The 13754-nt window shown below is 60.1% G+C and carries 15 protein-coding genes; 7 read left to right on the forward strand and 8 right to left on the reverse strand.

Annotated elements, in window-relative coordinates:
* Window positions 1-50: 50 nt before the first annotated feature.
* Complete coding sequence (locus P3T17_RS08765; protein ID WP_429406077.1) at window positions 51-482, forward strand: rubredoxin; 432 nt, start codon at window positions 51-53, stop codon at window positions 480-482.
* Between the two features lie 56 nt (window positions 483-538).
* Here the strand turns inward: P3T17_RS08765 and P3T17_RS08770 are convergent, their stop codons facing one another.
* The 3 genes from P3T17_RS08770 to P3T17_RS08780 all read right to left on the reverse strand — a co-directional run bounded on the left by P3T17_RS08770 (window position 539) and on the right by P3T17_RS08780 (window position 2128).
* Window positions 539-1147, reverse strand: a complete 609-nt coding sequence (locus tag P3T17_RS08770) for a hypothetical protein (RefSeq protein ID WP_143787650.1) — start codon at window positions 1145-1147, stop codon at window positions 539-541.
* A 132-nt stretch (window positions 1148-1279) separates the two neighbouring features.
* On the reverse strand, window positions 1280-1576 hold the full coding sequence (locus P3T17_RS08775; protein WP_429406079.1) for a winged helix-turn-helix domain-containing protein: 297 nt from the start codon (window positions 1574-1576) through the stop codon (window positions 1280-1282).
* A complete protein-coding gene (locus tag P3T17_RS08780; protein WP_429406081.1) occupies window positions 1577-2128 on the reverse strand; it encodes a hypothetical protein in 552 nt (183 codons plus the stop codon).
* Window positions 2129-2422: 294 nt separating this feature from the next.
* Here P3T17_RS08780 and P3T17_RS08785 point away from each other — a divergent pair, with 294 nt between their 5' ends.
* On the forward strand, window positions 2423-3193 hold the full coding sequence (locus tag P3T17_RS08785) for a class I SAM-dependent methyltransferase (RefSeq protein WP_429406082.1): 771 nt from the start codon (window positions 2423-2425) through the stop codon (window positions 3191-3193).
* 198 nt (window positions 3194-3391) lie between these two features.
* Window positions 3392-4222 carry a 4'-phosphopantetheinyl transferase family protein gene (locus tag P3T17_RS08790; RefSeq protein WP_429406083.1) on the forward strand — a complete coding sequence of 277 codons (831 nt, stop codon included), beginning with the start codon at window positions 3392-3394 and terminating at the stop codon, window positions 4220-4222.
* Window positions 4223-4300: 78 nt separating this feature from the next.
* Here P3T17_RS08790 and P3T17_RS08795 read toward each other — a convergent pair whose 3' ends face one another.
* The 5 genes from P3T17_RS08795 to P3T17_RS08815 form a co-directional block, all read right to left on the reverse strand.
* A complete protein-coding gene (locus tag P3T17_RS08795) occupies window positions 4301-6763 on the reverse strand; it encodes a penicillin acylase family protein (protein WP_429406085.1) in 2463 nt (820 codons plus the stop codon).
* A gap of 109 nt (window positions 6764-6872) precedes the next feature.
* Entirely contained in the window at window positions 6873-7700 is an 828-nt protein-coding gene (locus P3T17_RS08800) for an alpha/beta hydrolase (protein ID WP_429406472.1), read from the reverse strand.
* A gap of 54 nt (window positions 7701-7754) precedes the next feature.
* A complete protein-coding gene (locus P3T17_RS08805) occupies window positions 7755-8525 on the reverse strand; it encodes a DUF4118 domain-containing protein (RefSeq protein ID WP_429406086.1) in 771 nt (256 codons plus the stop codon).
* Between the two features lie 210 nt (window positions 8526-8735).
* Window positions 8736-9530 carry a MipA/OmpV family protein gene (locus P3T17_RS08810; protein WP_429406087.1) on the reverse strand — a complete coding sequence of 265 codons (795 nt, stop codon included), beginning with the start codon at window positions 9528-9530 and terminating at the stop codon, window positions 8736-8738.
* Window positions 9531-9791: 261 nt separating this feature from the next.
* Window positions 9792-10955: a porin gene (locus P3T17_RS08815; protein ID WP_074267004.1), complete on the reverse strand. Its 1164-nt coding sequence runs from the start codon at window positions 10953-10955 to the stop codon at window positions 9792-9794.
* A 340-nt stretch (window positions 10956-11295) separates the two neighbouring features.
* Between P3T17_RS08815 and P3T17_RS08820 the strand changes: the two genes are divergently transcribed.
* From P3T17_RS08820 to flhD, 4 genes are all read left to right on the forward strand, one after another.
* The gene (locus P3T17_RS08820) at window positions 11296-11850 is read left to right on the forward strand and encodes a cytochrome b (RefSeq protein ID WP_429406088.1); all 555 of its coding nucleotides are present in this window, start codon (window positions 11296-11298) and stop codon (window positions 11848-11850) included.
* A gap of 30 nt (window positions 11851-11880) precedes the next feature.
* Window positions 11881-12441, forward strand: a complete 561-nt coding sequence (locus tag P3T17_RS08825; protein WP_429406089.1) for a YceI family protein — start codon at window positions 11881-11883, stop codon at window positions 12439-12441.
* Between the two features lie 26 nt (window positions 12442-12467).
* Window positions 12468-13052, forward strand: coding sequence for a YceI family protein (locus tag P3T17_RS08830; RefSeq protein ID WP_074267006.1), 585 nt, complete (start codon window positions 12468-12470; stop codon window positions 13050-13052).
* 352 nt (window positions 13053-13404) lie between these two features.
* Window positions 13405-13725 carry a flagellar transcriptional regulator FlhD gene (gene flhD / locus P3T17_RS08835; RefSeq protein WP_429287457.1) on the forward strand — a complete coding sequence of 107 codons (321 nt, stop codon included), beginning with the start codon at window positions 13405-13407 and terminating at the stop codon, window positions 13723-13725.
* Window positions 13726-13754: the final 29 nt, after the last annotated feature.

The raw sequence follows: 13754 nt of genomic DNA on the forward strand, positions 1-13754 counted from the left end.
TAAATGCAAAGGGCTGGCGAAAACGGCCGGCCACCGGGATACCGTTTGTTATGTATAAGAAGGGCGTAGCCTTAGAGATTCAGTTTTCCTCCGAGCGACTCAACGATGGCGCTGGCGATCCCTACTGGATCGATCTGACGCAGGCGGAAGCGCAGTCGCTTCTGCAAACGCTTCAGGCGCATCTAGCTGTCAGTAGCGCAGGGACCACGGCGCCGCTCGTCGTGAGCCTCGACGATTCGAAATCTATGCACGCGGTGGCATCCGAAGATGCATCTGTATTGCCCGCTACTGCTCAAGACGCTCAGACGCGCGATGAGTTCAAGCAGTGGGTGTGTGTGATTTGCGGCTGGATCTATGACGAAGCGGCTGGCTTGCCCGAAGAGGGCATCGCCGCTGGAACGCGCTGGCCCGATGTGCCTGCCGACTGGCGCTGCCCACTGTGCGACGTGGGCAAGGAAGATTTTGCGTTGGTGGAGTTTTAAGCAAAGGGGCACGAATACCCGTACTCGATGGAATATCTCGGAGACTTCAAGGTCCGCTAGCGAACTTCGTTCGCCAGTACTCCTTGGCGTTCAACCACTCCGCCTGAACTTTTGCCAAGATGGCCGCGCAGGGAAGTATAGAGTGCGCTGATCCAAAGGATCGCTCCAGTGGCGAACTCGCCGGAAGGGTAGTTGGGACCGCCGCCGTTCATCCACGGGTAGGCCAATGCTACGACGATAAGCGCGATACCTGTGACGTAATGCCGGGGAGCGTGGAAAATTCGCGCTAGCGGAATCAGGTGCAGGCCGACGATGAGGACCACCGCAGGCGTACTCCATTCGGGATGCCCAAGCGCACTCAAGATGAAACTCACCGCGAAGACCGCAAGCCATTGCACGAGGTTGACCCACCTGAAGACGCGCTGCCGCGCCTTGCGTGCTTCGGGTTCTGCATTCATGTCGACATGCGGACGGAACGCGCGAAAATCGCACATAGCCCACAGAAAGAGGGTGCCTCCGGCCAGCACGATTAGCCCGAGCATCGGCCAATCTACTCCATGTGTTTGCAGGCACCACCCTGTCATCCACAGCGTGCCAAATCCGGCAAAGAACATCTGACCAACTGCCGAGCCGGTTCTGTGAGCGTAGATGGTGTTGTGTCCCACGAATATCCCCCGACAAAGGTGTGCGCACGAATTTCGCTAAAGAAGTCGCGGCGTCGCTTAACTGATTAGAGCCAAGGCGACGCTGGCGTCGCCCAACCTGGATTGCCTGCTCCGGTGTGTCTACCGAACGCATCAAGAAATACCGTCGAGAATGCCTCGCAGATAATCCACATAGCGTTCGAATGCCCGCCTTCCTGACGTGGTCATGGCCACACGCGTGCGCGGCTTTTTGCCGACGAAGTCTTTGGTGATCTCGATGTAACCACTCTTCTCCAGAGTGGCGAGATGCGCGCCGAGATTGCCTTCTGTTGCATCGACGATGGCGCGCAATCGCACAAATTCAATCGCCTCTCGGTTCGGTAATGCTTTAAGCGCCGCCATGATCTTGAGCCGAACCGGTTGATGGATGGTTTCGTCGAGCTGATCCATTCACGCGGCCCTCAGCCAGGCGCCAGCCAGTATCAACGCGCCGCCGCCGACCACCGCCATCCACAGGAGGAAGTAGGCAGGAAGCAGGTAGTAGCCGACGAGCGTGAGCACGGCGAGGGCCAAACCTGTGACCGCGAGGCGCGATCCGATCCAGAGGCCGCTCAGAAAGTAGAACAACGCGACGATCAACGAGATCAATACGGCCGACTTCTCGCCGGTGGCTGGCTGAAAGACGTTAAGCACAGCGATGTAAAACACCACAACGGCCAACGCCGACGCGAGCCAGCGCCACGACTTGTCATTGGATGCGTCCTGTTTGCCTCTTCTGCCAAGGAAAATGCAACCGCCTATGCCGATTACGTCCAGCGGGATCCAGATCTGCGAAGCGCGTGTGGGGAAAAAATGGGTCACAGCGAAGCCGACTAACCAGATCACACCCCAAAGCATCAGCATGGGCGCGAACTTCTGATAGCTATACAGCTGGCTGCTGCGATGGCTGACAGCCTCGACTTCGCGCAAGGCCTGTGATGCCTGCTCAGATGAGAGTGACATGATGGCTCCAGAAGGGTTTATGTAGAGTACTCTATACGGCAGAGTATAAAAGTGCAAGTAGTTCGTTTGCGGGGGTCGTAGGGGTGATGTGGTGATCAGTGGTATGCGCCGTCGGTGCGCGGCGCATACCACTGCCGGTCGGTTGCAAGGTCATTTGATAGAGTGGCGAGGTCACGTTAAACCACTGGCGGCTATCGAATGTTTTGCACACGATAGCCGCGCGCCTCGTTCACCATGCCCCCGAACCAGCACCCACGGTCGCAACGCACCCACCTACAAGAAGGAGTTTCCGCAGTGACCAACGATCCGGCATCCGCTACCGCCCTGACGCCGCAAAACATCTACGACGATACGACGTTCTTCGAAGGCTACAAGGCGCTTCGCGACACCGACACCGGCTTGAACGGAGCCCTGGAAATCCCTGCGTTGCATCGTCTGTTGCCCGAGCTTTCCAACTCGCATGTACTCGACCTGGGTTGCGGCTTCGGCGAGTTCGCGCGTTTCGCAAGCGCACAGGGAGCGGCCTCCGTGACCGGCGTCGATATCTCCGCGCGAATGCTCGAAGAAGCCGTCCGGCGAACGAGCGATCCGTCGGTGAGTTACGAACGCTGCCCTATCGAACAGTATCGACCCGCAGCAGATTCATTCGACCTTGTCGTCTCCTCGCTTGCGCTGCATTACGTCGAAGACTATGCCGGCGTGGTCGAGCGTGTATTTCAAGCCTTGAAACCGGGTGGCCGCTTTGTATTTTCCGTGGAGCATCCACTCTGCACCGCCTACCCGGCAGGCTGGGTTCGGGATGACGAGGGGCACCGGCGATATTGGCCGGTCGATCACTATCGCGAGGAAGGGAAGCGAGACACGCGCTGGTTTGTCGATGGTGTCATCAAGTATCACCGGACCGTTGAAACCTACGTCAACACGTTGATCCGCGCCGGGTTGCTGCTCGAGCATCTTGGCGAGCCGGGGCCTACTGCGGAGGCATTGAAAGACCGCCCCATGCTGGAAGCCGAACGTCGCCGGCCGCCCTTTCTGCTACTGCGAGCCTTGCGGCCAACGGGCTGAAAAGTAGGAACCGCCCGCGTCGCATGTCGAATTCAATCCATTCAGCATAATTGCAAATGCGAATCATTTGCAATTATGCTGAAACTGTCCGATGATTGAGCATGCTTCACAACCGTGATTCTTTTGCGCATGCTTTCATCCGTTTCAAACGCCCACTCCGATCGCACCGTGTCATCGCATGCACTGACGAGTCTTAGCATGCCGTCTGACTCGTCAATTGCAAACGTGGACGAGGCGGACTCGTTGGCCCGTCCATCCGGGTCCGCTCAAACCATTCGGCGCGCTGCGGAACTGGAGTTCATCCCCCAGCGCCTCGCTTACCGGCTGGCCGCTGACGTCGCCTATCCCAACGACGGCGAACTGCTCTTGTGGCGTTGTCGTTCGGAATGGCACTTTGTGTCCAAGGACGCGGCGTACGCCCGTCTGTCGCAAGCCGAACTCGCGCGGGTCAAGAGCCACCCGAATCCCGCATTGGGCAAGCGCTTTGTCGTGGGTCGCGCCGCGATGCGTGAGATTCTGGGCGACATGATCGGCTGCGCGCCCGCGGAGGTCGATCTGGTAGAGGATGCGCAGGGTCAACTGCGTGTTGCCAACGTCGGCGAGCGCGAGCCTATCGAGATCGCCATTGCCTATGCCGGAATCTGGATCGTGATCGGCGTGAGCAACAGCCCGCTCGGCCTCGCGACGAGTGTGCCGACGCTGCCTGATAACGCTGCGAGCGGCCATCCTGACGGCGACACAGCGTCGTCCCGTCGCGAGAAAATGTCCCGGTCAATCGAGACGCGAAGCCACGTGCGTCATGCGAGTCTCACGTATGCCATGGGCGCGCAATTGATGAACGCCGACGCCCACGTACTGCAGCAAGATGCGGCTACTTTCTTCGTCGATGCGCCCGACGCGCGTCGCTGGCAGATCATCGACTTGCCGATGCCGGGCATCATTAGCGCGGCAGCTGCGGTCGCTCAACCGGTGACGCGGGTTCATGCGTTCGGCTGGATGGGGCGCGATGGCCGGGCAATCGCTGAGTAAGTTGCGCGCTAACACCAACGTTCACTCGCACCGTCCGCGGTACTGCAACTTTTCAGCAAAACCTCCCCGCAGCAAGACTCAGCGCGCCGCCGCACCGTCCGCCGCCGGCGCCGTCAGCACCTGAGTGACCAGCGCCGGATCGTGCGCAATTGCTTCCTCGCTAAACGGCACCCGCATCCAGTGTTTGCTCGCGTATTCGCGGGTCCCGTCGGCGTAATGCGGCGAAGCGGGATCGTCCGATTCCGATGACGCGAGCAGCGTATCGGCCACAACCTCTCCTTGCTCGAACCGCACCACCTGCAGGTAGCTGTTGCCGTTCGGATTGACGTTCATCGAGTCGCCACGGGTATCGAACGGATGCTGCGCGCAAGCCGCCGTGAAGTACCCTTCCGTGTCGCAGCCGCCAAAGAGCGGAATGCGCTCGTCGTTGCGCTGCACGTAGAGCGCCGCGCTGCGCGGTGCATCGATGGCAATGCCGGCATTGTGCATATCGGCGAGGGCGGCTTGCATTGCCGTCGCGAGTTTCGCATGGTCCACCGCGATGCCGGCCGGTGTGGTCAACGGCTGTTTCGGATCGAACGGCACGGTGTACAACTGCGCCGCCGGGATATCCCTGAGATGCTCCCAGAAAGCGTTCCACAACGTTGCGCCGCGGGCGTCGGCATCGGCAGTATCGTTCCATGCCGCGAGAACAGCACAGGCCTGTTGCAGATCGTTTGCGTTACCTGTCACGCAAAGACGGTCGAGCACCGGCTGCTTGAAAAGGATCGCTGACATCGAGCGGCTGTCCAGTGCGGCGCGTTGCAGCGCGCCCGGCGATACGCCAGCCGGATCGGCCTGCAGTTGCGCGGCAATCGTGTGGCCGAGGCGGGTGCGCATAGACTGCGCCGCATCGGTTGGGCCAATCACCCGCGCGTAGCCGGTCAAGGGCTCAGCCGGATTGCTGAGCCAGAAGCTGCCATTGAAATTGCCCACATAGTCACGTCGCAACAGGCTCGGCATCTGCGCGACCGGCATCGCGCCAGGCTGCACAGCACTTCGGTCGAGCTGCCAGTCGCAATCACTGCGTGTACCGTCAAGCACGGGCACGCCCGGAATCGCTTGGGCGAACGCCTTGCCGATGGGCGGCGTGCAGCGCTCCACGAGACTGTCGGGCGCATTCGGGATGGCGCCGATGTCCGCGTACCAGACGCGCGGATCGCCGCGACCAATGGCAAGCGTATTGACCCAAGGCACCGCAGCATTCCGTTTCTGGATGCGGATGAAGTCATTGAGCGAACGTGCCTGATTCCAGTCAAGGAAGTTTTCGAAGACGCGGAAGTTGTCCGCGTCGATGTCGCGCAGGGCGAACGCTTGCTGTGTGTTCCATGCGAGTGCCGGCGACATCGAACTCAGGTTGAGCATTGGCCCAAACCGCGAACGGTAGAGCGTCCGGGTGACTGGATGCACCGTGCCGTCGTCGGAGCGGACCTCAACGGTGACGCGAGTCGGCGTCATCGCTTCCACCTGTCCGTCGTACCGATACGACGTCGTCAAGCCCGGCACCAGGCTCAACTGAAACAACCCGAACCGCGACGCGGTGGACACCGTATGCGTCCACGCAACGTCCCGGTTGAAGCCGATCTCGATCACCGGTGAACCGAGAAACGACACACCGCTGACATCGAGCTTACCAGGGATGGTCAGTTGTGCCTGGTAGAAGCGGGCCGGCCCGCTCCAGAACCAGTGCGGGTTACCGAACAGGATAGCGCTGCCATTGTGAGTGGCATCAGCACCAAACGCGAGGCCGTTGCTGCCCACGCCAGCGTGGCCGCCGAAATCCATCAGCGGAGCGGTGGACGCCAGGCTCTGCGAATCCGGCGAGCCATGCGGCGAAGTCGCGGATGCCATCGGCTTTGCGCTGCCGGGCGTAGCGCCCGGCGGCTGCGCCGTAGCAATCGCGGACACAAAACGGCCCGCACCGGCTGCCAGGTTAGCCGTATACAGACGCCGGTAGATATCCGCCGTGCTGATCTTGCCGACCCACGGCGCCGAGCGGCAGGCCGCATGCGCCCCGACGAATTCGCCCTTGGCAAGCTCATCCACATAGCGGTTATAGCCGCTCGCGAAGCCGTCTATCAGCGCGCGCATTTCCGGCGTCTGGCTGTTGCGGTATCGAGCCACGGCTGCACCGTCGTCGATGAAGCGGAAGAAGAAATCGGCGTCGAGATTGGACGGCTGGCCGAACGTGTCATCGTTGGACGGCCGCGCCTTGGCGCCGAAGTAGCGCGAGCGCTCGCCCCGATAGGTGACGAAGGCATCGGCCATCGTGCACAGATTGTCCTGCGCCTGCACATAGCCGTATCCGTAGCCGAGGCTGCCCCAGTCATCTGCCTTCAGATGCGGAATGCCGAGCGCAGTGCGGCGAATCTCGACCTGGTATGCCGGTGTGGCGGCGTCGGCGTGCGACTGGATGTCTGTAGAAGGCGTGCTGCAACTGAGCAACGCAAGGACAAAGGGAAGAGCAAGCAACAGGCGGGCGCCGCGGGTGAGAGAGGGCATCGGACGCATGGAATGGTAGCTGGGCGGGACCTCATGCTAATGCGAATGAGTCGCAATTACAAGCCTGCGGTGACTTAGATTCCTTTCAATCCACCACGAAACCGCGTTCTCAGCTTCCCAGCGCCGCCAGTTGCCGCAGCCGCCGCGCGAGCGCCTTGGAGACGACCTGGGACTCCGCACCGCTGCCAATGCCGCGGGCGGCTTCGCTCTCGCGCAGGAACGCAGTGGTTTCGGACGCCACGATTTCACGCTCGTTGTCCGAGGTGATCATGTGATACGAGTCGTCGAGATAGATCGTGCGCAGAAACGGCGAGGCAATTTTCGCTGCAACGTCATGCGCGTTGCGCGGATTGGCCGTTTCATCGTCGATAGCATGAATGATCAGGCAGTCGGTCGTGATGCCAGCGAGGCTCGCGCGAACGCGTTTTGCAAGCCGGCTCGCCTCGCGCAACGCGGGCAGCGAGATCGTAGACGGCCCGACCTCGCTGATGCCATTGCGCTGCATGGCGCGCGCGATCTTCGCGCGCAAAGCCTCGTTGCGCAGACCGAACGGCGAGGCTTCGCGATAACGCCAGCGACTGCGCAGCGGCGTGTAGTAGGCCCAGCCGAGTAAAAACCGGTACCACGGTATCGCCCAACCGTCGTACGAGAGGGTGACCGATAGCAGAACGACTGCGTGGGCCGTCGGCCGTTTGCCGACCACGGCCAGCGCGAGCGCCGCGCCTACCGACAAGCCGCATACCGACACCCGCGCATACCGCTCGGCCAGCAAGTCGAACTCACGTACGGCAGCGTCGACCCAGGCTTGCATGTCGCGTTCAGTTGAGCCCGCGCTGTAGCCATCCAGAACTGGCGCGAAAGTGGTAAATCCTTCGGTGTTCAAATGACGTGCGAGAAAGCGCATTTCGAGTGGCGAACTCGAGAGGCCGTGCAGCATGAGCACGGCGTGCTCACCGCCTTCCTGGAGGATGTGTCTGGCTTGATCCAATGCTTAAGCCTCGATTCGCAGGACCAGAAAGTCGCCGGCATGCGTCGTAAAACGCTCCCCGACGCAGTCGACAGGCTTATACGTGTGGTCGCCGCTCCTGATTCGCAGGCGATGACTGCCAGGCGAAAGGCTGTTCTGGAGGCGTTCGATATCCGCGGGATGCACGGCCGAAAAGCGGCTGCCTGGCGCCGAAGTATGCGGCAGGGCGTGTACTGTGCCAGCCGCGTGATCCGCATCCGGACGCAACGACGCTTTCCGGTCGAGCGCCTGGATCAGGATGATGGAGTCGTGATAGTGCGGCAGATGGCGCAACAGCCGATGCGTTTCGTCGATCGTGCGAAGCCGCAGCGCGCGATTGTTATCCGCGCGCAGCAGCATTTCATACCGCGATTTGGCCACTGACGCGAACATCTCCGCGCGAAACTGTGCCCGGCGCAGGCGCTCGATCAGACAGATGATGAGAAGCGTCACCGAAGGATACGAGACGACGAGCGTCACGTCGCTGTGATCGAAAACCGAAAAGTCGGCATACGGCGGCACAAACAGATAGTCGGCGATGACCAGTCCGACGAGCATGACGGTCAAGGCGGGACCTAGCCCGAAAAAATATTCGATGAGCGCAGCGGCGACGCAGAATAATGCGCCCGGCATTGCGGGGCCGACGAACGGGCTGAGTAGCATGCGTACTCCGCTTGCTGCCGCCAAAGCGAGAAACGCGGCAAGCCAAGCCCGGGAACCGCGTGGGGCCCACCTTTTGGCGTTTTGAATTTTCACAGCACTGCGTGCTTCATGGCACGCCTAACTTATTGATTGGGGGGCAATGGTATCGCATTCGATGCCGGAGGACATGGGCTCTCACGTGAGATTTTCGCGGAAATGCAGGACATCTGGCTCTTTTCTATCCCTCTCTGCCTGTTGCGCATGTATGACATCTATTCGAAAGGTTTGGGGGTACTCAGCAATTCGCGCCGTGGAGAATACGCGTCAAAACGTGTACGTCAGCGCGAAGGTGTCTGTATTTTGCTGTACACGCCGCGTGATCGGACTCGACGCGGCGTTTCCATATAGGCGCGCGAATTTCAGTTCGACCGTGGCAATCAGCGATTTGGTGATCAGATAATCGGCCTCGGCGGTGATGTAGCCGGTGGCCGCGCCGGAATGCGCGTCGTGGACCGGCAAACCGGAAGCTGCGCTTTGACTCTGCGTGATGCCGAAAAATGTCTGCTGATACGTTCCGTTTGTCCACGTGACACCGGGACCAGCGGTCAGAAACAGCTGTTTGCCGATGGGCAGCGTGACCGTGGCATTGGTATCGACCACCAGCCCTTCACGGTTCCCGCCAATATCCTGGGCCGCAGAGTTCGACCACGTGAACGCCGATTGCGTGTAGTTGAGGAAAACCTTGGCTCGTGGCGTCGTGGGCACATTGCGTAGCCCATGCAGGTGGGCGTCTTCACTCGTCTCGCGTTCGGTGAAATCGTACTGCAGCGCCAAGCCTGCGCTCCAGTTCGCGTTGTTAACCAGATACACGCCCGCCAGCATGTCTTCTTTGGCAAAGAAGCGATTCTTGTATTCGATATCGAACGCTGGATAAGGCCTGAGGCGCATGAAGTTTGCGCCGGGATACGCGGGTTCCCACTGCGCTTCGGCGCCGAGCGTCACGGTCCAGTCTGGCGTCGGCGCGGCGTTAGTCGTGGCTTGCTGCGCGAACGACACGACGGGCGTCAGAAAGGCGGCAAGCGCCATCAGGCCAGCGCCAAGTTGGGGTGACGAAAACATAAAGCCAGTTCAGAGAAGGGAAATCTGAGGCGGGACGCTGCGGTAAACCGGTGGGGTCTTTTGCTTTGGGCCTCGTTACGTAGCCCGGAATATTCTGGGCGCGCGTGATTATGAGGCATGCCGAGCAATCTCGCACGTCCCCTGCGAATGCACTGAACGGGCTGGATGAATACGAAGGTTTGTGTCGGAGGTGAGGTAAGCGGTGGGCGATGAGCGAGGCCGCGCTTGCCGCGCGGCCTCCGTCTTTCAAATACCTTCTATTTAGAACTGGTGACGCAAGCCGACCGTCACGGCCACTTGCGTACCGCTCGACGAGGGCGATAGCGTGTTGATCGATGCGTCGCTGAGTACCGAGCCAGCCGGTGCACCGTGGACGTGCTGATAAACACCTTCGAGGTAGACGTCGGTGCGCTTGCTCAACGAGTAGTCGGTTTGCAGCGTGAACTGATTCCATTCCGGCGATGCGCTCGTGCCGCCGTTGCTGAACGAGCCGTCCGTGAACGTGTACGCGCCGGCGATGCTCAAACTCGGGGTCAGCGCGTAATGCGCGTTCACTTCATAGTTGTCGAGTCGCAGGCCGCCACCCAAGGCGACGAAACCATCGCCGCCGGCAAACACGCTCGACATGTTGTCGATCTGAGAATGGGTCCAAAGGAGGCCAACGGTGGCCGAGCCGAACGTATAGTTGCCGCCTGTGCCCCAGATGCGCTGGCGTTGCGCCACGAAATCGGCGCTGCCGTCATCGAGCGCCACCGCGCCGTTCTGATTCGTGCCGCTGACGCCGCCGCCTGCGTTGTTCAGTTCCAGGTAACCCGCAGCGAGGTTGAACGGGCCGTGCGCATACGTCGCGCCGAAGCCATACACGCGGTTGTTCGAGAACTCGCCGGCCTTGTTGCTAAACCCGTACATGCCTTCGACGGTGACGCCGGCGTAGGTGTTACTCGTGAACTTCACCGCGTTGTTGATGCTCATCGAATCCGCAGCGAGGTTGTCGTTGTTGAACGGATGCGCAGCGAGGTTGCCGCCGTAGGTGCCGCCGGCAGACGAGATCGGCCCTAGCACGTCGTTGACGGTGTCGAACTGGCGGCCGAACAAAACGGTGCCGAACTGGTCGCTTTGCACGCCCACATACGCCTGCTCGCCAAATGCATCGCCCGCGTTAAACAGGCTGCCGCTATTGAGGTTAAAACCGTTTTCCAGTTTGAAGATCGCATGCAGTCCGCCGCCGAGATCTTCGGAGCCTTTAAGGCCATACACGGTGTTTTCCGTCGAGGCGCTGGTTTCTTGCCAGTTGTTGTGGCCGCCCTGGTTGTTCGTGAACACAAGGCCCGTATCGATGACGCCGTACAGGGTGACGCTGCTTTGCGCGTGGGCGGTCAATGCAAATGCGCCTGTCAGCGCAAGTGCCAGTAAAGACTTCTTCATGCTTTTAAGCTCCGTGTTGTCGCGGGACTGCGAGGGTCAATCGCCCGAAGCGGCAATGCGGGCTTGGCGCCGCGGAGAGAAATTCGCATACGAAAACTCAATAATCGATTGCCGGTCGGGTCTAATAATTGAGAACCGGATGCTACGGGTTTGGAGATAAAAACGTTGTATAAAGTGCAGGTTCGAGCCGTGGAAGTCGTCGATTAACGTCGCCAGCACAACAATCTGTTCACTTTCAAGCCGCTATTCAGCATGATTTCGCACTCCTAGAATCGCATCCCAATGACCTGTTCGTTTCCTGTGTGGACGAACTGCCCTCAAGACGCCAGACGGGATGACGATGACGACAGTTCCTCCATTCAAGCAGCGGTACAGCGCAACTGCGATGAGCCTTCACTGGCTGATCGCCTTGCTGATCGTGGCCGGCTTCTATCTGGGCTGGATCATGACCGACATTCCCGGCTTCACGCCCACCAAGCTCAAGTACTTTTCGTGGCATAAGTGGATCGGCGTGACGGTGTTCATGCTTGCCGTAATCCGGCTGGCGTGGCGCCTGACACACCGCGCCCCGGAACTGCCGCGGGGCATGCCGCCGTTGCAGAAGCTGGCGGCGGAGGTGGCGCACGTGATTCTGTACGTGCTGATGTTCGTGATTCCGGCGTCGGGTTATCTCTACAGCTCTGCCGCCGGAATTCAGGTGGTTTATCTGGGTATCGTGCCGCTGCCGACGCTGATCGGGCCGGACACCGCGCTCAAGATCGTGCTGAAGACCATCCACATCTGGTTGAACTACACGTTGCTCGTGATCGTGGCCGCTCATACGCTGGCTGCGCTGAAGCATCACTTCATCGATCGTGACGGCCTGCTGGCGCGTATGATCCCCTTTCTCAAGTAGCCTTAGGGTTAAGGCAGATTGAAGGCAGACATGAAAACTCCTTTCCTTCGCTGGTTAGTCGCAGCGACCGCAGCGACTTCGCTGTTCCTCGGCGTGGCGCATGCGCAGGTCGATACGTCGAAGAGCACGGTAACCGCGACCTCGAAACAGATGAACGTGCCTGTCGAAGGGACGTTCAAGAAGTTCACGGCACAGCTCGATTTCGATCCGGCCAAGCCGGCGGCGGGCAGCGCCAGGCTGTCCATCGACACCGCCAGCTACGACCTCGGCGACGATAGCTACAACCAGCAGGTGCGCGGCAAGGAATGGTTCGACACTGCGCACTATCCGAACGCCACCTTCGTCTCGAGTGCGATTGCGCCGGCCGGCAGCAACCAGTTCAACGTTAGCGGCACGCTGACCATCAAGGGCAAGTCCGCAAACGTCACGGTGCCGGTCAAGGTTACCCAGCAAGGGTCGACCCAAAGCTTCGACGGCGCATTGCCGATCAAACGCAGCCAGTTCGAAATCGGCACGGGTGAATGGAAAGACACCTCGGTTGTTGCCGACGAGGTCGTGATCAAGTTTCACATCATTGCAGCCAAGAAATGAACCGCAAACCTCCCAGGAGAATCACTTTGAAAAAGCAACTTTTAGCCGTAGCAGTCGCCGCCTTGGCAGTGGGTGCATCGTTTAGCGCGATGGCTGCCGACACCACCTATACGCTCGACCCGACGCACACTTCGCCGAGCTTCGAAGCCGACCACTTTGGCGGCGTCTCGATCTGGCGCGGCAAGTTCACGAAATCCACCGGCACGGTGACGATCGATCGTGAAGCGAAGACGGGCACGCTGGAGGCGACCATCGACATGACTTCGGTGGACATCGGTAACGACACGCTGAACACGGAACTGAAGAGCTCGAAGTTCTTCGACGCGACCCAATTCCCGACCGCGGTCTACAAGGGTACGTCGATGAAGTTCAAGGGCGATGTGCCGGTTGAAGTGATCGGCGAGCTGACCCTGCACGGCGTGACGAAGCCGCTGAACCTGAAGATCGAATCGTTCAAGTGCTTCCAGCACCCGATGCTCAAGCGCGAAGTGTGCGGCACGGAATCGACGGCGACTTTCGACCGTTCGGACTTCGGTATCGACTTCGGCAAGACCTACGGCTTCAAGATGGCGACCGTCCTGCACATTCAGGCGGAAGGCGTGAAGCAGTAAGCAGGCTTTGCCCCGCCAGACGACGGCGGGTTGCATCGACGTGACGACCCGGTCCCATGTGGCCGGGTCGTTTGCATTTTGGGCGCTTGCTCGTCACGAGGCAGGCCTTCTTTAGCGGCTCGTAAGGCCGCGTAATGGTCGACTGACGATCTACCTTTCGGAAAATTTCGCGAACATTGTCTTCGTGGAAGGGCATCCCTACACTCCACTCAAACGTATCAAAATGTAACTTTGTGTTTCTGCTGGTAAATCACAGCGAGTTCGGCCGTGCGTCTGCCCCACTGCACAAGGCTTTAGCGCGCCAGACGATTGCCGGCTAGAAATGAAGTGGATGTTTACCGGAGGGCGAAAGATCATGAGCGACGGCGAAGCGCAGGGTTTCATCAGGGAAGTCAATCTGTCGTACATCATGCTGGCGCAACGCATGCTTCGTGAGGACAGGCTGGTCGGCATGTTTCGGCTGGGGCTGTCCGCGCAGAGCGCGGAGCTTCTGGCGACCCTGACGCTGGCGCAAACGGTCAAGCTTGCCGCCTCCGACCACGTGCTCTGTCAGTGCCGTTTCGACGACCACACGATCCTGTCCACCCTGACGCAGTCCGGAGGCCATGTGGACGTGACGCCCGCCCACACGGCCATCCTGCTCGCCAGTCAGAAAGCGGCACAGTTCGTTTAAGCCGGCTTCCGATTGCCCCTTTACCTTAC

Origin of the sequence: Paraburkholderia sp. GAS82 (genome assembly GCF_050436285.1) — a bacterium.
In the GTDB taxonomy this organism is placed as follows: Bacteria; Pseudomonadota; Gammaproteobacteria; order Burkholderiales; family Burkholderiaceae; genus Paraburkholderia; species Paraburkholderia phenazinium_B.